This is a genomic window from Dictyobacter arantiisoli, from assembly GCF_008326305.1.
In the GTDB taxonomy this organism is placed as follows: Bacteria; Chloroflexota; Ktedonobacteria; order Ktedonobacterales; family Ktedonobacteraceae; genus Dictyobacter; species Dictyobacter arantiisoli.
In genome coordinates this window covers 1-22468 of record NZ_BIXY01000069.1, presented here as the reverse complement: position 1 = coordinate 22468, position 22468 = coordinate 1, and the positions used below count along the sequence as shown (strand labels likewise).

Here is a 22468-nt window from a genome sequence, read left to right as displayed (position 1 = left end):
CCAAGATCGTGCTCTTATAAAATAGCAGAAGCATGCACCATTCAATAAAAGGCAATTTATTTATGAAACGCGCTCCCACTCGAGACATTCTCTGGCTCTTCCTGGCCACTCGATTACTCCTACTCCTTGTCACTTACTTCGGATATATCTTACTAACACAAGGAAAATATTCGGCTAGCCCGGTGGCATTCAATACACTGCTAACAAACTGGGATCAGTGGGACGCAAAAATGTATGTACGTATCGCCCAGACAGGGTATCACCCTCCATACGACCTTGCCTTTTTCCCGCTGTTCTCTCTCCTTATCTCCATCCCAGGGCATCTGCTGGGAAATTGGAGTTATTTTCCTCTTGGAATGCTAATCAGCAACCTGGCTTTCCTTGGTTCTCTCTTCATTATTTACCAACTGGTAATAGATGCTGGTGGAGAGCAAGTTGCACGGCGTACAATTCTTTATCTTTGCCTTTTCCCCACCGCCTTTTTCTTCTTTACCGCCTACAACGAAGCGCTCTTTTTACTCTTGAGCACGGGAACATTCCTGGCACTGCGCCGCCAGAAATGGTGGCTAGCCGGCGTTCTAGGGCTTCTGTCAGCCCTTACACGCAACACTGGCGTATTGCTAGCCATCCCTTATCTTTATGAACTGTGGCTGGCCCGAGAAAGCGTTTTAACAAGCAAGCGCAAATGTGCAGGTTCTCTCATACCAATTGCGCTTATTCCTTCAGGTACCGCACTCTACGGTATTTATAACTGGATGCTCACGGGTAATTTTCTCACCTTCGCCAGTGTACAATCCCACTGGTCACGCCAATTGAGTTGGCCCTGGCAACCATTTATCCAAACGATCTTTGAACTATTCTGGCACCAACCCTTTGGATCCTTTAATCAAGTCCAGATTTTAATTGATGCAGGAATGACCATCACATTTATCATTTTGGCATGGATCGGCTATAAAAAGTTGCGCCTGACTTACACTATCTGGATAACCCTCCTGCTACTGAGCTTCATTTTATCCCCAAGCCTGGGGCAACGTGATGCATTCATCTCCAGTCGGCGCTTTGTACTGGAAATATTTCCAGCCTTTATTACCCTCGCCATGATAAGTATCAAACGTCCCCGCCTTCATCAGGCACTCTTATGGATCTTTCCCGCTCTGCTTGCTACCCTCAGCCTTCTCTTTATCATGGGAAAATGGATGGTTTAACGATGTGGTTTGGTGAATTTACATCCATTCAGCTAATGAAGAGCCCAATCGCGACGATGGCAAATCCCAGCGCATTGGATTACTCTTCTATTGTCAACGGTGGGCTGAGACGCTGCTTTCTCTTTTTAGGGAAGACCTATTACCATGAAGTTGCTCAGGATTGTGTCTCTCTCTGTGCATTCAGCTTCTCCAGTAAGCTAGAGGCGGCCTGCCAGCACCACTTGCATTGCTTGTAGAAGAGGTTGCCGCCTTTGCCAGAGAAGGACGAGCGGCAACGCTCATCTTACGCCTGCTTTTGAAGGGATCAGATAATTTGCTGTGATGCAGCGGTCGCTGTGTCGCCGGTATTTGGCGTTCCTGTTGGCTCAATCAGGAGAAGATGCGTTTCTTCTTCTGCGAACGGCTGGTGCTCAAGGCCGCGTGGTACCACAAACAATTCGCCCGGTCCCAATACCACGTCGCGATCGCGCAAATGGATCGTCAAGCGTCCCTTGAGAACCAGGAAAAAGTCATCGGTCTCATCATGCTTGTGCCAAACAAATTCCCCCTGAACCTTCACGACCATAATATCGTGTCCATTAAAATGGGTAACGGTTCGTGGGGACCAGTGTTCTGAAAAGAGGGCAAGCTTCTCTGCAAGGTTAATGTTCTCGCTCATTAAGTTCCTTTTTCGTCTCATACAAATACAATGCCAGGAAAAATAACACGGCTTTCGATCAAAGTAAAGCCAATTTCACCGTATATGTGACCAATCTTTTGGTAGGAAATGGCAAACTTTCGGTAATCGGCACCCGCTAACCGTTTTTCACAGTTACTTCCGGGCGTGACAATGATCGTGGGCAAGATCCTTGCTCTCCATTTTACTCTATTTACAGACAATGATACAGATTTTGAACCATATATTGGGTCTGGTCCACTTTTGGTGATAGATGAGCTTATCTTCTTCGCCCTCTCTTATTTCTCAAGCTCAGAAAAACAGCTAGACTGGTGTTATTGCAGGGCTTATCACCAAAAGTGGGTCAGAGCCATAGTATGCTTCAAAAGTTGAACAGCAAGACAAATTTATCATGCGCTGAAGCAAGGAATGAAGCCAAGTGGTGGTCAACTTATCCATCAAAGGATTGATCGAGATTGGGTTCAAATCACAACGAGCTAAAAGGCATCCGGGCAGAGCAAAAAAAGAGCCAGCAGCAGAATAACTGGCCGGCTTCCTTTTCGTAAAAAACAACTGCTCAGGACTGGGCTGCGCGTTCTTGCATAGTATCAATAACCTTATCAGTCTCGGCTAAAAACAGAGGCTGCCGGGATCGGTTACGCGAAACGATGTAGAGGAGAGTGATCGTAAAGCCTGCTAATAGCATATTGCGGGCTGTCGCGGCCGGAAAGAAAGGTGGAAGATAGGGCACTTTTTCAATATGATGATTCATACGATAAATGTATGGATAAATCCAGGTTGTCAAAAGTCCGATCAGACTCCAGGTAATCACCCATGCACGTTTGTCACTACCGACATAGGCTAACAGAGGAATAATCCAGATCAGATATTGAGGGCTAAAGACTTTCCCGGTAACCATCACTACCAGTAACGTCAAGAGGCATGTTGTTGCCAGATCAATCTTGCCTCGCCACTGCAACCAGAACACGTAGAGCATACCAACAACTTCAGCAAGGGTTGCCAACAACGAGATCACTGCCGCACCAGAAGCATACATATTCAGCGAACCAAAGGTGAATGCATAGGTAGGAGGCTTAGCAACAAGCAAACTTATGATCCAAAGTAACGAAGCTGGCAATGATTCCACCTGGATGGGTCGACTGCTAAAATAGCCAAAAGGAGAAATTGTGCCCTCAACGCTCAGTAACAGTGAAATACCCATAATAACGACACAAGTTAAAACAAACACACCAAGCGGAACAAGACGTCTCCATGATTTCCAGGGTAGCAACGCATCCTTCTGCTGGGCAATCAAAAACGGGAGAAGGAGAACTACGGGATAAAATTTATAGAGGACAGCAAGGGCAAGAAAGAGAAAACTCCAGTTCCAGCGCTTCTTCATCGCAAAGATCACTCCTAAAAGTGTCAAAGCTGAAGGTATGATATCAAAGCGACCAGCCAATGTTCCCCAGGCACCCACAACGATCATGACAGCATAGGCAATAGCTGCACGCCGTGAACGCCAACGTAGGAGCATAAGATAGACAAGCGCGGCCACTACTAGCATCCAGAAAGCAAAAGCAACCTGAAAAAGATTCATTGGCACTAATAAAGAAAGCGTAAATGGCACCAATGTCAACATTGGATATTCATAAGGGAGAGCGTGAAACGCTTGATCAGGGAATTGTCGATCCACAAACTGTACTAAGGCAGAAGGAGATCCTGCATCTTGCAGTTTTTTGACCAACTCTTGATGTGAAATAAGGACCAGTTGTGCACGTTTACTAGGGACCGTTAAAAAGTCACATTGCCCTGCTGGAAAAATACTGAGTGTGGATGTCCCGTGCCAAAAGGCGCGTGTATAACATTGATATTTTGCAGCATCTGTATTTTTCGCAAAAATCTGCCAGGATGCTCCAAAATAAAGCAACCCGGCCATGACGAGTATAACAATTATATCCAAAAGAGAAATACGTTTTGTCTTTGTATTGGTTGCGATCATCTTAAGGCCTTACTTTATATTTTTTGCGCCAGTGGTTACAAAAAAATAACCTTTCGTTCGTAGCTTTGGACGTTTGGTAGACAAAAATGTCACTCAACCAGGACATCCTCCCTACAATCTGTTGAAGCATTTAACCAGTATAGAGAGTATGGCGCTTCTCTGTCAATCAAACCTGACTGTCGGACAGTTCCAATTTCCTCTTCTGCTGGCATTTAGCGCTCATAGTGAAACGCATCACTTCGATGAATACGTACATACTAGAAAGAGAAGGAAGATTGGCATGGAACAAAAACTCTCAACATACTTCTTACATTCCTTACTATCTAAACCAGCACTCGCTCTGGCGAGCATTAATTTCTTGCAACTGTTGCAAGCAACGCTACACTCACTTGGCTATCCGGCAGTTGTACTGTTTGTCATGATAGAAAGTTCTGGCATCCCTTTTCCTGGAGAAACAATGCTCTTGCTAGCATCATTCTATGCCGCAGTCTATCATGATCTATCCCTACCCATCGTTATCATCTGCGCAGCTGGAGGAGCGATCATGGGTGATAATCTAGGCTATATGCTTGGCCGTACCGGAGGAAAAGCACTTGTTGAACGCTATGGGAAACACTTCTTTCTCAAACCCGAACGTCTTCAACAAGCTGAACATTTTTTTGCCAGACATGGAGACAAAACTGTTTTTTTTGGACGCTTTGTCGCCGTCCTACGTGCGTGGGCAGCCTTCCTTGCAGGTATCAACAAAATGGCCTGGCAGAAATTCTTTCTCTACAATGCCCTGGGAGGCATTCTCTGGGCAATCATCTATGGCTTACTCGGTTTTTATGCCGGCCAGATTTTTCATAATAACTTTGCCCAGGTAGAACGCCTTGCCAGCAATGTTACCTGGATACTCGCCGGTATTATCCTTATAGGAGTTGTAATTGCGCTTATTCTCTATAAAAAATGCAAGCAGAAATCAGTTGCGGCTAAATAAAAAGTGCATACCAGAATAATGAGAAAAACATTCATCTCTATAACTATTCTGAAGCATGCCGATATGGTACAATAGAATGCAACAAAGACATATTTAGGAGCCAGAATGAGGGAAAAGTATGCAGGTATTGTCAGAAGGGAAAAAGTTTGAACGCTATCGCATCCTTCGACCACTAGGTAGCGGCATTTCAGCCAGCAGTTATCTTGCAGAGGATACGAGACAACAACGTGCAGTGATGTTAAAACTTATCCATAATTGGTCTCCACTTTCTGATGCAGCACGTCGCCGTTTTTTTCGAGAGCTTCAAAATACCAGTAGCCTGGCGCATCCTCGTATTGCTCCTATACTCAACTATGGAGAAGTACAAGGTCAACTATTTGTTGCACGCATGTTCATCCCATCTGGTTCTTTACTCAACGATATTGGCCGTACTACATTACGCCCCCCACTTGGTGTACCAACAGCCATCGAGTATGGTCTTCAAATCGCAGAAGCCCTTTTCTATATCCACCAGATGGGATGTGTCCATGGCTCCCTTACACACTCCAACATTCTCATTAACAGCGATCCTTCAGCTGATGCAAAACTACAATTAATGCTTTCTGATACCAGCCTGGCGACCTTTGTTCGGAATCATGGCAAACCACAATTCTCATATCTTCCCATTACGATAGCGCCTGAACAATTGAGAGGGCAAAGCGTACAGGCAAGTGATCAATATGCCCTGGCTATTTTATTATATTGCTGGCTTGCTGGTCATCCACCATTTATTGGTTCATCGGAAGAAATAGGGCGGCTCAAAAACCAAGAAGCTATTTTACCATTTTCCCACTTTGCTATCGATGCTTCTGAAGAATTGGAAAGAAGTTTACATCGAGCATTGAGTGCACACCCAAAAAACCGCTATGCAACGATTGGAGAATTTGCTCAAAGTTTGAAAAGAATTCAGCGAACAAAAAAACAAGCACAGAGCATTCTTCAAACTTCAACAATTTTAACTCCTCAATCTACACAACATCCAGAACCAGTACGCCGTATTGAGCCAGATGCGCCACATCCACAACCTGATCCTGAGTCCACACCACAAATACAACCAGCAACACCAACAGAACCCCAACCGGCAGGTCCGCTTCCTCCAGCACCTGATATTGCTCCAGGACTGCCTGATGCCACACCATTTACTCAACCAGATGCCCCTATACAGCCAGTACCACTACCTGATCCTGCTCCCGATAAAGATGCACCTCAGCCCCCGGCCCCATCAAAAGATGCCTGGATTGTCATCACATCGCCAACACAGACAGAACCAGTAACCTATTCAATCACGCAACCAGAAACATCTCTTGGACGTGCTGGAGCTAGCGATATATTGCTAGAAAATGACAATACCATTTCACGACATCATGCGATGATTTGTAAAAACGATCAGCACTATATTATCTATGATTGTCGTAGCACCGATGGTATCTTAATAAATGGTCAAAAACTGACAGAAGAATCAGGCACTATATTGAAGAATGGTGATCAAATTACCATTGGAAGATATACACTTACCTTTTATCGTTCTCTTCCACCTGATGTGATAAAAAATAATGAAAAAGAGATCGCACATTTGTGAAAAAAAGAGAGTTTCTCCATGGTTGCTTGCATGCAGCAACCATGGAGAAACTCTCTTTTTGTGCTAACCTGAGCAATATTACGCTACAAATGTACATCCAGGTCCGGCAGCAGCACGACAAATATCGATACTGGCCCGACGTCCCGTTCGTTCAGGATATTGCAGCTCAATCGCCTGCTGTAATGCTTCAACCGCTTCATGGCGTACCAGATTGATGGTACATCCTCCAAATCCACCACCCATCATACGAGCGCCCAATACACCAGGCACATTACAAGCGATATCGACGAGAGCATCCAACTCGGTACAACTGACCTCATAATCATTTTGCAAGCCAGCGTGACCCAGCCAGAGAATCTTTCCGGCTTCCTCTATATTGCCAGCTTCCAATAGCTTTACAACTTGAAGTACCCGTTCATTCTCAGCAATGACATAGCCAGCTCGCCGCTGTAGCAATTCGGGCAGTTGCTGTTTATAGCGTGCAAATTGTTCTGGAGTAATATCACATAACTCTTTAATATCATGAGCCAGTTCATTTGCTGGCTCAGCCTGTAATATGCTCTCTCTAATTAGCTTTGTCGCCTCTTCACACTGCTGACGCCGCTCATTATATGCAGAATCTGCCAGTTCACGCCGTACTCCGGTATCAACGACCACAATAGAGATAGTAGGATCGGCAAACGGGAGATAGCGATATTCTAACGAACGACAGTTCAAAAGTACCGCCTTACGAGGCTGCCCTAAACACGATGCGGCCTGATCCAATATGCCACACATCACACCAGAGGCAATTTGTTCTGCATGTTGACAGAGGCCAGCAACCAGAATGGGTGAAAGCGTAGCATTCTCTTCCCCAATCGTAAAAGCATGGTTAGAAAAAAGTGCATATGCATGTGCCGCAGCAACCTCTAACGCTGCGGAAGAACTCATACCGCCGCCCAATGGAACATCACCACTGACAACCGCATCAAAACCTTTCAAAGTAATACCAGCGCGGGCCAGTTCGGCAGCCACTCCAAGAATATAGCGCGCCCAGCCAGGAAGCTCAGCTCGTTGCTCATCAAAGGTATCAGGTAAGCCTTCCACCGAAAATTGCGCATATGTCTTAAAATGGATTGACCAAAGGCGAACGGTCTGATCTGCACGCGTGCGACCGGCGAAAGCCGACACACGATCAACCGCCAGCGGCAAAACCAATCCACCATTATAATCTGTATGCTCGCCAATAAGATTCACACGCCCGGGAGCCCAGGCAACACCAAGTGAGCCTACATACTCAGTTTCATCGTGGAAGGCTTTCGGAAATTCAGCTAAAGCCTCCGTCACAGGAGGTAACAACGACGTTGTATCCATAACTACTATTACGCTTTCTCTTCTTTCTCAATTGCCTCGCGTAACTCTTTTGCCTTCTGCACAGGCGAAGAGTCGTTTGACCATAATCCCCATACTGACTCAGAGGAAGCAGCGTATTTCAGCTTGCCTGGTGCTCGTCCAATCGCCTGAATCTCAATATGAAAATGAAAACGCTCATCAGCTAACTGATGTAATCCCAATAAATAAGGCATCGGCGCCATAGCTCCATCATTCAAAGCATTAAAACCTCGAATTACTGTCAACAGGAGCGACGCCAGATCGTATAGTTCATCATCCTGCATCATACCAATATTGGCAACATGGCGTTGTGGATACAAATGAGTTTCGTAAGGATACCGTACATAGGGAGGCACAAAGGCTTGCCAATGAGTATTGTCTGCCACCTGCTGCTCGCCATTACTCAATTCTTCACGCACACGGCAGAAAGGGCACCCACTACCAGATTCATGATCGAGAATAACTGTTTCTAGCTCTCTTTCCAACATCGGGGGAATGACTGAAACGCCATAGGCTTGCCCATGAGGATGTTTTTGCGTCTGTCCAATTGAAGCACCGCTATTTTCAAAAATCATCACGGCTGGATAGCGGGAGACAACATCCAAATACAACTCTCGCCAGAGCTTTGTAACCGCAAAAACCTCATCTACAGTTAATTGCGTAAAAGTACGATTATGATCTCGATTATAAATCACGACATGCGCTTCGCCAACGGGCGCTTTTAAAGGAGGGAAATCGTTTGGATGTAACCAGACTTGAGTATCAGGGTCAACGAGTCCATTGGTAATATCCGCGCAAAAAGGACATTCATTAGTTCCTTCACGACGATTCATTCGGTGAGCCGCATTCACCAGATATTGGCGGAGAATGGGATTCCACACAAGTGGAGTACTATAATCTTGCATAAAAAAATATATCCTGACTTATGAATGATGATGATTGTGATGAGTAAGCTGACTACCTAACAATACACAGCGTCCTTGTCTCACCAACGCGGCAAGTAGGTCGCCTTTCTCATTATGTGAAGTATCCGCTTGTTCGACAGAAGTAGCTTCGGTTAAAAGCCACTCATCCCAGGTTGTCTTATCCGTAAAGAGCGCCCAGGCTACTGGAGCAACCAGTTTTTCTGCAGTAAGCATCAACACTTGAGCATGTGTAAATCCCGGCTCCAACTGCGCGATAGGAGGCAGGTCATCCGACGTCAATGCATCAAACGTTCGCATTGAATGCACTTCACCGTTGATCACCTCACACACACAACCCAGCCACAAATCCTCGTGCTCGAGAGATACATCAATTTGCCAGACTCCAACAAGTAATGAGCAATGAACTGGCAAAGCTTTTAAAAATGCATCGAGATCTTTTTTTTGCCATCCATGCCACGAATAGGAAGCAGATTGCTGCTCAATCCGCAAGGCAATATCTAACAATGGACGCGCTGCATTCCATAATGGAGATGCTGCATCAATAACGGAAAATTCTTCAGCTAACACGCATTATGCTCCTCCGCACATAGCTTACACATAAGAAAGAAAAACACATTAAAAGCAAGGGGTATTCTTAAATAGAACCCCTCAGACAACAATGAGACATCCTCTTTCTCACCTGTTTTCAAAGTATACAATACATAACCATAGCATGATATATCTTCAACACAGCCCTGCCAATTCTCTGTTAAATACCAGCTTCCACCACGTCCACCCTGAAGACAACATTCTTTGATCCGCACCATCCAACTTCCGAATTCTCCTGCACAGAACGATTCTGTCCCAGGATACTCAGACGGTGATACGTTGAAAAGCAAAAAACACACGTTTAGTTAAAGAAGAGCGAGAGTCTGCCCCTGGCAGTACTTTTAGTACTATAAGAAATAGGTGGTGCCAGACATGGCTGATCTTCCCTGGTATGTACATTTTTTTGGTGAGGACTATATCCGGCTTTATGCCCCCTTTTTGCCAACAGCCAAATCAGAACAGGATACCAAACATATTGTCAGATTGCTCGGTCTCCATCCCGGGGATCATTTACTTGATTTATGTTGTGGCTATGGACGCCATGCTCTGGCCCTGGCTCGTTATGGATGCATTGTCACCGGACAAGATTTGAGTCCATCGCTCCTACAAAAAGCACAGGATGAGGCAAAAAAACAACAGGTACACGTCAATTGGATACAAAGCGATATGCGCACTATCCCATTTGAAGCCTCTTTTGATGCGGTAATTAGTATGTTCACATCCTTTGGCTATTTCCAAAGCGATGAAGAGGACCAAAAAGTACTCTCACAGATTTCACAAGCCCTCAAACCAGGCGGTCTATTTTTGCTAGAAACGATTCATCAACCACGCATTATCCGTACAACAACTCCCCATAGCATTGTTCATTATCCCGATGGCCTCATTGTGCTTGAAGAACGGCATTTCGATCTCTTGACCAGCCACAATACTGTTCACATTAGCCTTATCTATCCTGATGGGCAGCGCACCCAATATATCCAATCCATCCGCACTTACACACTTACCGAGCTCGTCCGCATGCTCAAAACGGCTGGATTAGAGCTCCAATCTTATTATGGAGACCTGGATGGAAGCCCATTAAGTATAGAAAGCCGCCTCGCACTCATCAGTCGAAAACGCTAACACAGGAAAAAAAAACGGCAAGTACTCAAGATTCCGAAGTTAAGACACCATGTAAAAATGCACTAGTTCTATAGACTCATGGCCGCTAAATGCGCTATAATGAGCAAAGCTACCAATTTTTTCAGGTACTCGGTACTACTCTGGAAAGTGATACCAAGCAAATACCAGACCCATGAGTGCCAGCAGTATGCCATTCTTACAGATACTGGCACGGGCTGTGTTTCCATCGTTCCATAATTCCACGGTGGAATTAAAAAATATGGTCACAGATATTCTGGCATGTTTTCATCAATTACGGTAGTGTTTATAAGACAAGGCCTATTCTATGATTATAAATGTATAAGGAAGGTACATAACCGTGCCCTGGTGTAGATTTTTTATCCCCAAAATTGCTTCGCCCAGTGTCAAGCCGGGTGATCCTGACTTAAACGAACACATTTCCTATGCGAAATGTGTCAAAGGCCATGTGCTACGCGACGCCAATGGTTGGATTCAATGTGAAAATTTACCTGCTCCAGATGCAAAATGCTGGCAAGAAGGTGGAGACACACTGTTTACATTGAGCGTGCGTCGGCGCCACGAGGAAAAAGAGGCTTCCTTGGATCAAGAAATCCAGTCAAAGCCAACTATACAAGCAAGTAAATCCTGAGGTTTCATGGGTAAACACACAGCATCCTCAATGCTTTCTTCTCAGATTGCACCAAATGATAGTGCACAGGTGCACGCGTCGCTTCTCTCCTGGTACGAACAGGAGCAACGCGCTTTGCCATGGCGTACAACCAGTGATCCTTATGCAATTCTTGTGTCTGAAGTGATGCTGCAACAGACACAGGTGGATCGTGTCTTACCAAAATATCAACAATTTTTGTCTGCCTTCCCTACCCTGATCGATCTAGCAGCAGCAGCAACTGCTGATGTGATCGCCGTCTGGGTTCCACTTGGATACAACAGACGCGCCGTCAGCTTACAAGCAATTGCCAGACAGGTCGTCGATAAATATGATGGACACATTCCCGATACTATCGATGAATTGCTGACGCTTAAGGGTATTGGACGCTATACAGCGGGGGCAATTGCCTGCTTCGCTTATCGTAAACAGGTAGCAACCGTTGATACAAATATCCGTCGCGTCTTGCATCGCGTTTTTCTAGGACTTGAACATCCAGAGCCGAAAGCGAACGATGCTCAAATGCTGTCACTCGCGGAGCAGATTCTGCCAGAAGGCCAGGCTTATAACTGGAATCAAGCACTAATGGATATGGGAGCGACAATTTGTAGCAGCAATAACCCTCTTTGTGGTTCCTGCCCGCTCCAACAAAATTGTCGAGCTTATACCGAGATGGGACAATATAGTCTCTTTCCATCAGGCGCCGTACTCCGCCAATTACGCAAAGTAGCTGAGAAGAAAACATCGTATCAATCCCAACCATTTACCAGTAGCAATCGCTATTTTCGAGGGCGGATCGTTGATTTGCTTCGTTCATTAACAACACATCAACGCATTCCTCTTGCAATATTGGGACCCCAGATCAAGCCTGAGTTCAGCGACCAGGATTTCCCCTGGTTACAGAAAGTCGTGCAAGGTCTGGTAAAAGATGGTTTAGCAGATGAGAACGAGGATGGTGTGCGTTTACCCTGATTCTTTAACATGTATACAAAGGCTGTATTTTTCTCAATCATCTGAAACCATATCTCATGGAGGAAAAAGAGCGTTGCAACTTACTAGTACGAAAGACATAACAAGGCAATATCGCCATATTTTCCTTTCTCCACATCTTGATGACGTTGTGTATGCATGTGGGGGGACGCTTGGTATGCAAGTAAGCTCCGGTCTGACCCCACTGGTAATTTCTGTCTTTACCGGAAAACCTGCAGCCAATCAGAAGCTCAGTCCTCTCGCAGTTGATGTGCTACGTGATTGGAGCGCCAGTGATACCCAGGGTGCCATTCGCGTTATGGAAGAGCGGAAACAAGAGGATAAGGCGGCATTGGACTACTTACAAGCCGATTACCTCTGGCTCGATTATCAAGAAGCAATTTATAGAGGACAACCTGGTTATTATGCCGACAAGGCACAATTAATGGGTGGAGAAGTTCACACTACTGATCGCTCCCTTGATAGTGAATTAGGCCAGCTGCTCGTTGATCTGCACGATCAACTTCCTGATACCGCCTGGTATGCACCATTGGGCATTGGACGGCATGTCGATCACCAGATTCTCTTCTCTGCTGTAGATCGCCTGGTTCAACGCGGCGCAAAAGTGTATTTTTATGAAGATTTTCCGTATGTACAACGCGATAAAGGAGCGTTGGATGCACGGCTACAAGAACTGGGCGGTGAGTTTGAGTATACGCTTGTGGAAACATCAGAAATGCTTCCACTGAAATTAGCTGCCGCTGACTTGTATGCTTCACAAATTCAGTCCAACTTTGGTGGTCGCGAAGCAATGCATAAAACAATGGATAGTTATGCTCATACTATTCGTCCTGTGGAGACGATTCGCCTCGAGCGCTATTGGATTGCACGTTAAAATACCTATTCTCTACGGAATATGTTACACTTCAGGCAGAGGGTAAGCAATACCAGTTCACCTTAAAGGAACACCTTATTCTCTGCCACTCTGTTATAGCAAGTAATTGTCATTATTTGTATTGAAAACAGATAAAAACAATTATATAATGAACATAGCTTGCGTTTTATAATAGTATAACTGGCCTGGGCGGATGAGGTAAAAGTAGGAGTGAGGATTAATGAAAGGGTTAGAAGGTTCAAAGCTCGGACGATACGAACTGCGCTTTCGGGTAGCCCAGGGAGGGATGTCTGAAGTCTATCTTGGATATGATCGCCGAGTCAAACGCTATGTTGCCGTAAAAGTTCTTTATGGAAGTGATGAACCATTTGTTCATCGTTTCGAACGCGAAGCACGTGCTGTTGGTACTCTTTCCCACGACCATATTCTCCCACTTTACGATTTTGGCGAACAGCGTCCGTGGTACTACCTTGTGATGCCTTTTGTCGAAGGCGGAACGTTACGTGATTATCTTCATAAACGAGAACGTTTAACACTCCAAGAGGCAGGTAGTTTTCTCGAACAAATGGCCTCTGCCTTACAACATGCTCACGACCATGGTGTCGTACATCGGGATGTCAAACCATCAAATATCTTGTTACGCCTGGACGGCCATGCTTATCTGGTAGACTTTGGATTGGCAAAAGCCAAATTAGAAGCTGAATTTCAAACCCATTCTGGTGCGATGGTGGGCACCCCCGAATATATGGCCCCTGAACAATCTGATGGATGCAATGACTCTCGCAGTGACATCTACTCTCTTGGCATTATTTTATATCAGATGCTTACCGGTCATGTCCCGTTTATGGCTGATTCCCCAGTCGGCGTAACGCTCAAGCACATTCAAACCCTCCCTACCCCACCCAGTCAACTAAACCCAGATATTCCATCTGCGATTGAAGAGATCATGCTTAAAGCATTGGCGAAAGTCCCTGAAGAACGATTTCAAGAAGCACAGGCATTTGCGCTTGCCTACAAATGCGCATTGCTAAAAAAACATACCTGCGATTTAGGTGAGGAGTCTCTGGCTTGTGCATTGAGCAGCGAGAACAATCTAAGCATTCAAGGAACAATGTCTCAGCACACGGATAGTACGCTCGCTGCCATTGAACAAATCACAACACAACTCAATATACCATCCACCAAATTGCAGCTCTTTCCATTGGAAAGAGATAAGTCATCCTTTATTCCTTATACAGCCGAGATGTTCAAAAAAAAGCGACGCTTTAGCCCGATTCATACTGTTTTTATCAGTTTGATACTCGTTTTATGTGTCACATTATCACTTGTATTGATCTGGCAGATGAGGCCCATCCATAAAATTATCAGACACCACCAACAACATATGACACATCCTGGCTCACTATTACTGGCAACACAGACAGCAGTTGCCCATCTACACCTGGAGGCAACACTGGCGGCACAGGCGCGTATACAAGCGAGCACAGGCATTACAGCTGCCATCGGCGCCGGGAATATACTCTACTATAACGCTATGGATAAAAAAAGTATCGGTTGGATTAACGATGGAAACCAGTGTTACTTCACCCCTCAAGGCTATCATGTCCATACAGGCCTGGCACACGCAGTTGCCTGGTGTTACTCAAATCAACAGCGTTTTACCAATGCAGCTCTGTCAGTACAGGTACGGATGCTCTATGGGGACTTCTGTGGTATGGTTTTTCGCCTCAATCCTTACACCAAAACATTTTACGTTCTGGAACTCAATAGCTATGGAGAGTATCGTTTACAACGCGCACTGGGCAATGATCCGGCTCGCTGGCTCACATTAATAGACTGGAGTACGGCCGATGCCATTCAAAAAGGCTATGGACAAGTAAATACCCTGCTTATTGTTACAACCAACAATCACTTCCGTATGTATATCAACCAACAACTCGTCGTGTCGACGTTTAGTGATAGTACTTATGCCGCGGGCTTAATTGGACTGCTTGTAGGAGGAGATAGTATGTATGGGACAGAAGCTGTTTTTAACCAGCTTGCAGTCTTCCAGAAATAACGTATTCTCTGCCATAAAATAGACATTCTGGCAGAGCTAAAAAAACACAGTTTTAGTCATGAGAAAGACTTTTAATCCAATGAATGATGATATTCCTGTTTCAAATTCAACTCAACATCCATTCCAGGGCTATGAGCATATCATCTACCTATCTCTTGGAACAAACATCGGAGACCGCCTGGATAATCTTCGTCAAGCATTAAAAAAATTACAGTTAGTTGTAACTATCCAACGCATCTCCTCTGTTTATGAGACAGAGCCAGTTGGCTATCTTGATCAACCTGATTTCTTCAACATTGTCTGTTATGGAAAAACGCGATATACGCCAGCGGAAATTTTAAAACAAGCAAAATGGATCGAAAAAGAGCTAGGCCGTCAAACTACCTTTCGCAATGGTCCCAGACAAATAGACATTGACATTCTCTTGTATGATAATTATGTACAGAAAGAAGAAAGTCTCACCCTTCCTCATCCACGTATGAAGGAGAGGGCGTTTGTCCTGATCCCACTCGTCGAAATTTCACCCGCTGTGATTGATCCGCTTAGTGGTCTTACCGCTCAGGAACTCTTACAGGATATCTCATCAGACGGGGTTGTCAGGGCAGCCGTGCAAATGTAACCTGCGGGAGATTATCTACGTACAAAGAGGAGGGACGAGCGCAAATAAACCAAAATCGGGGTAAATATCTCTGGGCGATTTGCCCTCTTAACAAGATGTGACCGATCATGCTATAATGCGGTTACGACAATTATTATAATTGGCTATGAACAATTTACCCGCACGTCATCTCAGATGTGCATCACAATAGGGAGCACTCGTGGAGGGAGTTCTGTTAGATATAGACCAGCTAGCTAAGGCAGTCGTAGATATTGCATCTGACAAAAAAGCATCGGACATTCTCTTACTAGATATTAGAGATGTAAGCGTCATCGCCGATTACTTCGTTATCTGTAGCGGTAACAATAGTCGTCAGATCCTGGCTATCGCCAATACGATTGATAAGGATTTAAGTAAACATGGGGCGACATTGTTTCATCGTGAGGGTAGCGCAGAGTCCGGTTGGATTTTACTTGATTTCGGTGATGTAATTGTGCATATCTTCGGGCCAAAAGAGCGCGAATATTATCGACTAGAGCGCCTTTGGAGTGAAGCCAAAACAGTTGTTTATCTACAATAATATGTGTAGAAAAGGTGGCGACGATGACATTTTTTCGTAATCGTTTGTTCCTTGAGGGAATTGCTCTTGGTGGCATCTGTGGCATTGTCATAGGCTCCGTTATTGCTTTTACTATTGGCGAAAGCAGCGTAGAAGCCGTAAAACGCACTATGCAAGATAGATTCCCGGGCAAACGTGAAGTGCCTTTTAAATATCTTTCGCAATAGGTTTTCCCCTGCTGAGGAAGCCTGTTACTAAAAGGGCATTTGAGAATAGTAATCATTGACCGATATAAATGGTCACGTTCACAATACTTTATGAGCAGTACAAGAGTGATGGAGGGGTGGAATGGTGAAGTTTTTCGCGTTTGTCTGTCTCGCTTGCGTTATTTTGAGCGTGGCCTTTTTTTCTGTCTTTACCCCGGCACACGCACAGGCTTGTATGGCATCTGACGCAAATTCAACACCCACGCTGACGGCAACTCCTATATCGGCAGATCAATCACAATTAACATCACTCGTGTTTAATGAAGTGTTACCCTTCCCTGTGAAATCTCTCTTATATTGTGATACCACCATCACAAATCCACAATTATATGGTCCCTGGGTAGAACTATATAATAAAAGCGATCAAGCGCTTCAACTGAATACAATCTATATAGATAGCGGTCCTGGTTCCAATCCACATCTTATTCCCACTCAAACGATAGCGGCCCATAGCTTTATTGTTATATTCTTATCAAATTATGCATTTCATTCTGGTACACCCACCCTACGTTTGCTATCGGCTGGCACGCTTATCGATACCGTCACACTACCACTTTTACCTCAAGATACATCCTTTGCACGCATGAAAGATGGAGATCCAAAATGGCATAGCACAACCGCTACAACGATTGGGGAAAGCAATCTTGATATAACCAAAACCAGGCCGAAGCCTACACCAACACAAAAAGTCACCCCGACACAAAGCGCCCGGAAAGTATCAGCGACACCCAAAAATTATAGTGCTCAGCCAGCATCTCAGACGGCTCAACCAATTAGTAAGGCAAGTACTTCCAAAATTGCGAGTACACAGGTTCCACCGATACAACCAACCTGGAAGAGTGCCCATTTCCCTGCCACCACAGCGACCCCCATCAGCAACGTTGATACAAGCGCAGTCGAGGCAGCCACAGCCAATGCCCAAACGCCACAAACACCTGATACAACGAAAAAAGTGCTTCTGTCGCTATTGGTAATCGCGCTCATAGGTACACTCTGGTGGTGCCGACGTCTCTTCTTCAAAGATTAATAAGTACTCTTCTCTCAGCATTTCAGGAACATACGTGATCTGTAACAAGCAAAAGAGAAAATTCAACAAAAAAATAATATAGTAGACATACCAAACAAAGTCGGTAGCATGTAAAATCAAAAAAGCGAGAAGTAAAAACCATGCAATTATCGAAGATCGAATCAACAAATACACATCATCCTAAACACAATGCAAAAATCGCAATCATTGGTGGGGGAAGCCTGTATTGCGCTAGCTTTATGCAGAGTATCTTGCATCAACCGGAAGCCCTTAACGGTTGCACGATTGTGCTGATGGACAAAAATGAGGAACGCCTGAACATTACATATATGATCAGCAAAAAACTATTTCAACATGCTGGATTGAATCTTACTATTGAGCGCACGACCAATCAAGAAGAAGCCATTGAAGATGCAAATTTTGTATTGACGACTTTTCGTACAGGTGGCTTGCAGGCCCGTGTGTTCGATGAAAAAATACCAATCAGCCATGGTTTGATTGGTCAAGATACTATCGGACCGGGTGGCTTCTTCTATGCACTCCGTACTGCGCCGGTGGTAGCAGGCATAGCAGCAGAAATGGAAAAAATTGCGCCAAAGGCCTTTCTACTCAACTATACTAGTCCCAGTAATATCATTGCTGAAACAATCGCTCATTCAAGCGGTATTCGTGTTATCGGGCTAGAGGATCACCCGTTCCTGGAAACCGAACGTTTGGCCAAACTAATGGGAATTGCACCACTGCTACCTAAACGTCTTCATCCACGTCGCGTAGGTATTAGTCATGGAAATTGGACCACTGAGCTCTGGCGTGAGGGAGAAAATATCCTCCCCCGGATTATTCAATGGTGCGAAGATTTTGTTCAACACAATCCCAATATGACTGAAGATAACTATCAGGAGATTCTCCTTGCTACCCTGACAATGCAATATAAAACAATCCCATCTTATTATATGCATTATTATTATTTTCCTGAAATTGTACAAAAATATCAACGGAAACGTGCCACGACCCCTTCAGAAGATAAACAACAACAAAGGTCGCAGTTGCTTGCAAGTTATAAACAGGAAGCGAGCAAAGATCTACCTGATCTTTCACAACTACCAGGAGATCCTGGTTTAGGAAATTTTGCCCTCTCAGTTATCAGCTCTATCCTCGACGATACAGGAGAAGAATGGGTACTTAGCGTGACGAATAATGGAGCACTTAACTTTTTAGCTGATGATAGAGTTGTAGAACTTCCTTGTCGCGTTGATGCGCGTGGAGCTACACCGCTTACACAACAAGATGGCGGTTTGAGTATTGACCAACGGGGATTAATCGCTGCCCTGGCCGAATATGAAGGCGCGACAGCCCGTGTGGCACTCTGGGGCAATCGACGCGATGCAATCAAGGCATTGGCAGCTAACCCGCTTGTGTGGTCTTTTGGTAAGGCAGAACAGGTTTATGACGATCTCGCGCAAGCTCACAAAGCCTATTTACCTGAGCGCTTGTTAAAATGATTGATAAAGACTGTTCTCTATTAGTTTTCCATTGCAATAATAATTACAGATTGGCAATGTTCATTGAAAAGAGTACAATACCCATCACATACCATAGTAATAACGCGCTCTAAAGAGCCACACCCATCGTGCTCTTGTGCAAACAGAACGGTCCGCACAAGATTACAATAAACAGATCGATACGAACAAAAAAGTGTGGGAAAAGATAAAGAGCAATTTCTTTCTTACACAGCATCTCAAAAAGTAACTTGACCTACATGGGCCTTTTGTGAGAGGGAGATATTGAGGAGGATTGTGAGTAACATTGAAAATTTTTGTCTGGTGACTGCCCAACCCGAGTTTATAGATGTAGCGATTGGCGAACTCAAAGTATTTGATAAGAACCTTAGTGAAGTCGAAAAAATTGCAGCTGATATTATCCTTTGTGAAACATCAAATGCGGCTCGACTCATGAGTATTGCCAGTGACAAGCGTCCAACATTTGCACGACACATTGCCCCTGTACAAACTATTATCGATTTGAATGGGAGCGAGCAGGATATCGGAAATATTGCGCTGAGTACAATTGAATTGCCTGGAATGGCGCAGCTAGAACGTAGTGTACACTTTTCTGTACAGACACGGCTGGCACAAACAGATAAATCTCTCGGTGAACGAGCTTATACCAGTGGGCAAATCAATCGTACTCTCGCAGAGGCTCTTGCTGAAGAAACAGGGGCTGTCGAGGATATAAAAAAACCGCAGATTGTAATCTCTCTTCTCTGTACTATGCAGAAAGGGTACCTGGGAATTTCAACAGCCGATTCCAACCTTAGTAGTTGGCCAGGTGGGACACGGCACTATTCGCAAACAAAAGAGCAAGTCAGCCGGGCTGAATTCAAATTATTAGAGGCTCTTGAAGTATTTAATATTACCTTACCATCCCAGGGACAGGTGCTTGACCTGGGTGCCGCTCCGGGTGGATGGACCAGACTTCTTCTAGAAGCAGGCCTTCAAGTTATTGCAGTAGATCCTGCCAGACTTGATTCCAGGCTTGATCGGCGAAAAGGACTCGAACATTATCGTGGCTATGCTGAAGATTATCTTGCCGATGCCGTTCAAAAACATAAAAAGTATGACCTCGTTGTTAATGATATGCGTATGGATGCCCGTGAAGCGGCAAGGTTACTCGGTCAGGCTTCAACTTGTTTACGGTCAGAGGATGGATTTATTGTCAGTATCCTCAAATTGCCGCATGCTACTATAGGCATTGATCCTTTTGTAAATTTAAAAGAGGCCTTAAACATACTCAGGAGAAGTTACAATATTGTGCAGGTCCGTCAGCTCTTCCATAACCGGCAAGAAGTGACCGTTGTAGCAGCTCAACCAATACCTCTGACAAGGCGTCGTTAATGTCTTGATATCAATGTCTTGATATCAAGGAAAGTAGGTAGGTAAGAAAATGAATTCAGAACAGCTCCATAATCTGCCATTAGAATTTATTGCTCCAGACGAAGGACCATTGCGCCGTCATACACACACCTATAATCTCATGCGCCAATGTATTCACTGTGGTTTTTGTCTACCTACCTGTCCTACCTATGCTGTGCTTGGAGTAGAAATGGACTCACCTCGTGGGCGCATTTATCAAATGCAAGCAGTAGCAGAAGGCAAACTGGATATTTCTGAGGATTTCGTTGAACATATGAATTGTTGTATTGGTTGCCGTGCCTGCGAGACAGCCTGCCCTTCTGGAGTACAGTTTGGAAAGTTGATAGAGGCAGCACGTGAACAAATACAACTCATAACCATTCCAATGCCAACTACGGAAAAGATCAATGCTTCTAGTGGATTTGAGGACGCTGAAGAACAACGTTTTTCGGCCAGGAGAGCCAAAAATAGCAGGTCAAGCAAGCTTCTTAAGTTATTCTTCTTTAAAAGTATGCTACCGTCACATACGGTCCTCTCAATTGTATTTGGAGGGCTTAAAATCTACCAGCAGAGCGGACTCCAAAAATTTACACGCGGTACAGGTCTACTGAACAGAATAAACAATCTTCCAACACCATTTCAGGGTCAATTGAAATTACCTGAAGAGCTTATGGATTCGGCACGTGGAAAGATTATACATACCTCCTTGCCTGTCACTACGCCAGCGTTAGGAACACAACGCTATCAAGTAGGCATGATCAGTGGCTGTATCATGGATCAAGTTTTTCATGACATAAATGAGGCAACCATCCGTGTACTTGCGGCTAATGGCTGTAAAGTAATTACCCCTCGGCAACAAAACTGTTGTGGGGCTTTACACATTCATAGTGGTGAAGCAGAACAGGGACGTGAGTTGGCGCGTCGCAATATTGATACTTTCGAACAATACAATTGCGATGCAATCATCATCAATTCAGCTGGCTGCGGCTCGACGTTGAAAGAATATGCTCATTTACTCCGCGATGATCCAAAGTGTGCACAACGAGCGGAGCGATTTAGCGCCAGAGTCAAAGACATTAGCGAATTTCTACTCGATATTGGATATCAACAACCAAAGGGGGAAATTCAGCAGACAGTAACATATCATGATGCCTGTCACTTATTACATGGACAAAAAATCAAACAACAACCGCGCCAATTATTGAAATCAATACCAGGCATTGTATTAGTTGATCTTAAAGAGTCAGATTGGTGCTGTGGGAGCGCGGGAATCTACAATCTCACGAATCAACAGATGGCTCAGGAATTACTAGAACGTAAAATAGCTAACATCGAAACAACTCGAGCAAGCATTATTGCCACTGGAAATCCAGGTTGTATGATGCAAATAGCCATGGGCGCACGACAACGCGGTCTCCAATTAAAAGTGATGCATCCGGTAGAACTATTGGATGAGGCATACAAAGCAGAGGGGGTTTATTTGTTCAGTCATAATGATACTGTTACTAAAAAAACACCGAAGCCAGTTATTGCCATCTGTACAGGCTTTACAATGCTGGCAGTTGCTCTCTTGCTACGTTATAGACGACAAAGAAGGATCAATAAAACGATATCCAAATCGATATAAAGAAGAGACAAAATCGTACTTGAAATAGGATTTTGTCTCTTCTTTATAGGGCAACAAAAAAGACTTTACGCTCTCTGAGAGCATAAAGCCTACTTGTTTGGGTCTGAACCACTGAAACGTGCATTTCCTCAATTTTGCCGAGCGCTTTCCTGTCAGCTTCGTTGAAGCAGACGACGCGCCATCCATTGCAGAGCCACGATGAAGATACAAAAGCGTGAAACAAGCCGTACGATCATTAGGGCGGCTTCGCTGCACCTGTTACCAGGCTTCCACGTGCCGTCTATCTACCAGATGTTCTCTCTGGGATCTTGATCTCACGAAGAGATGGGAAAACTTATCTTGGGTGCGGCTTCGCGCTTAGATGCCTTCAGCGCTTATCCCTTCTCGACATAGCTATCCAGCTCTGGCCCGGGCGGGCCAACT

Annotated in this window: 20 protein-coding genes and 1 rRNA gene; 15 read left to right on the top strand and 6 right to left on the bottom strand. The window is 44.7% G+C overall.

Features of this window, described 5'->3' with window-relative positions; all coding sequences use genetic code 11:
- Positions 1-62: 62 nt before the first annotated feature.
- Both F1593_RS19775 and F1593_RS19770 read left to right on the top strand, forming a co-directional pair.
- Positions 63-1205 carry a mannosyltransferase family protein gene (locus tag F1593_RS19775; RefSeq protein WP_172632272.1) on the top strand — a complete coding sequence of 381 codons (1143 nt, stop codon included), beginning with the start codon at positions 63-65 and terminating at the stop codon, positions 1203-1205.
- Positions 1206-1261: 56 nt separating this feature from the next.
- Positions 1262-1441 (top strand): hypothetical protein, encoded by a 180-nt coding sequence (locus F1593_RS19770; protein WP_149403291.1) that lies wholly within the window; start codon positions 1262-1264, stop codon positions 1439-1441.
- A 68-nt stretch (positions 1442-1509) separates the two neighbouring features.
- On the opposite strand, the gene F1593_RS19765 is transcribed toward F1593_RS19770, so the two are convergent.
- Both F1593_RS19765 and F1593_RS19760 read right to left on the bottom strand, forming a co-directional pair.
- Entirely contained in the window at positions 1510-1863 is a 354-nt protein-coding gene (locus F1593_RS19765; protein ID WP_149403290.1) for a cupin domain-containing protein, read from the bottom strand.
- A gap of 574 nt (positions 1864-2437) precedes the next feature.
- Positions 2438-3862 carry a glycosyltransferase family protein gene (locus tag F1593_RS19760; RefSeq protein ID WP_149403289.1) on the bottom strand — a complete coding sequence of 475 codons (1425 nt, stop codon included), beginning with the start codon at positions 3860-3862 and terminating at the stop codon, positions 2438-2440.
- Positions 3863-4142: 280 nt separating this feature from the next.
- Between F1593_RS19760 and F1593_RS19755 the strand changes: the two genes are divergently transcribed.
- On the top strand, positions 4143-4841 hold the full coding sequence (locus F1593_RS19755) for a DedA family protein (RefSeq protein ID WP_172632270.1): 699 nt from the start codon (positions 4143-4145) through the stop codon (positions 4839-4841).
- Between the two features lie 118 nt (positions 4842-4959).
- Positions 4960-6459, top strand: coding sequence for an FHA domain-containing serine/threonine-protein kinase (locus F1593_RS19750; RefSeq protein WP_149403287.1), 1500 nt, complete (start codon positions 4960-4962; stop codon positions 6457-6459).
- Positions 6460-6537: 78 nt separating this feature from the next.
- Here F1593_RS19750 and galK read toward each other — a convergent pair whose 3' ends face one another.
- The 3 genes from galK to F1593_RS19735 are packed head-to-tail and all read right to left on the bottom strand — an operon-like array spanning position 6538 to position 9323.
- Complete coding sequence (gene galK / locus F1593_RS19745) at positions 6538-7812, bottom strand: galactokinase (protein ID WP_149403286.1); 1275 nt, start codon at positions 7810-7812, stop codon at positions 6538-6540.
- 8 nt (positions 7813-7820) lie between these two features.
- Positions 7821-8735 (bottom strand): galactose-1-phosphate uridylyltransferase, encoded by a 915-nt coding sequence (gene galT, locus F1593_RS19740; protein ID WP_149403285.1) that lies wholly within the window; start codon positions 8733-8735, stop codon positions 7821-7823.
- An 18-nt stretch (positions 8736-8753) separates the two neighbouring features.
- A complete protein-coding gene (locus F1593_RS19735; protein WP_149403284.1) occupies positions 8754-9323 on the bottom strand; it encodes a hypothetical protein in 570 nt (189 codons plus the stop codon).
- A 393-nt stretch (positions 9324-9716) separates the two neighbouring features.
- Between F1593_RS19735 and F1593_RS19730 the strand changes: the two genes are divergently transcribed.
- The 11 genes from F1593_RS19730 (at position 9717) to F1593_RS19680 (ending at position 22045) form a co-directional block, all read left to right on the top strand.
- Positions 9717-10466 (top strand): class I SAM-dependent methyltransferase, encoded by a 750-nt coding sequence (locus tag F1593_RS19730; protein ID WP_149403283.1) that lies wholly within the window; start codon positions 9717-9719, stop codon positions 10464-10466.
- 655 nt (positions 10467-11121) lie between these two features.
- Positions 11122-12105, top strand: a complete 984-nt coding sequence (locus tag F1593_RS19725; protein WP_149403282.1) for an A/G-specific adenine glycosylase — start codon at positions 11122-11124, stop codon at positions 12103-12105.
- Positions 12074-12997 carry a PIG-L deacetylase family protein gene (locus tag F1593_RS19720; RefSeq protein WP_149403281.1) on the top strand — a complete coding sequence of 308 codons (924 nt, stop codon included), beginning with the start codon at positions 12074-12076 and terminating at the stop codon, positions 12995-12997. The genes F1593_RS19725 and F1593_RS19720 overlap by 32 nt, the downstream gene beginning before the upstream one ends.
- Positions 12998-13217: 220 nt before the next feature.
- On the top strand, positions 13218-15056 hold the full coding sequence (locus tag F1593_RS19715; protein ID WP_149403280.1) for a serine/threonine protein kinase: 1839 nt from the start codon (positions 13218-13220) through the stop codon (positions 15054-15056).
- A gap of 79 nt (positions 15057-15135) precedes the next feature.
- Positions 15136-15675, top strand: a complete 540-nt coding sequence (gene folK, locus F1593_RS19710; RefSeq protein WP_149403279.1) for a 2-amino-4-hydroxy-6-hydroxymethyldihydropteridine diphosphokinase — start codon at positions 15136-15138, stop codon at positions 15673-15675.
- A gap of 199 nt (positions 15676-15874) precedes the next feature.
- Positions 15875-16234 carry a ribosome silencing factor gene (gene rsfS / locus F1593_RS19705; protein ID WP_149403278.1) on the top strand — a complete coding sequence of 120 codons (360 nt, stop codon included), beginning with the start codon at positions 15875-15877 and terminating at the stop codon, positions 16232-16234.
- A gap of 23 nt (positions 16235-16257) precedes the next feature.
- Complete coding sequence (locus F1593_RS19700; protein ID WP_149403277.1) at positions 16258-16440, top strand: hypothetical protein; 183 nt, start codon at positions 16258-16260, stop codon at positions 16438-16440.
- 121 nt (positions 16441-16561) lie between these two features.
- Positions 16562-17506 (top strand): lamin tail domain-containing protein, encoded by a 945-nt coding sequence (locus tag F1593_RS19695; RefSeq protein WP_149403276.1) that lies wholly within the window; start codon positions 16562-16564, stop codon positions 17504-17506.
- Between the two features lie 140 nt (positions 17507-17646).
- On the top strand, positions 17647-19008 hold the full coding sequence (locus F1593_RS19690) for a family 4 glycosyl hydrolase (protein ID WP_149403275.1): 1362 nt from the start codon (positions 17647-17649) through the stop codon (positions 19006-19008).
- A gap of 294 nt (positions 19009-19302) precedes the next feature.
- Positions 19303-20400, top strand: a complete 1098-nt coding sequence (locus tag F1593_RS19685; protein ID WP_149403274.1) for an SAM-dependent methyltransferase — start codon at positions 19303-19305, stop codon at positions 20398-20400.
- 49 nt (positions 20401-20449) lie between these two features.
- On the top strand, positions 20450-22045 hold the full coding sequence (locus tag F1593_RS19680; protein WP_149403273.1) for a (Fe-S)-binding protein: 1596 nt from the start codon (positions 20450-20452) through the stop codon (positions 22043-22045).
- Between the two features lie 215 nt (positions 22046-22260).
- Here the strand turns inward: F1593_RS19680 and F1593_RS19675 are convergent.
- A 23S ribosomal RNA gene (locus F1593_RS19675) occupies positions 22261-22468 on the bottom strand; the annotation flags it as partial.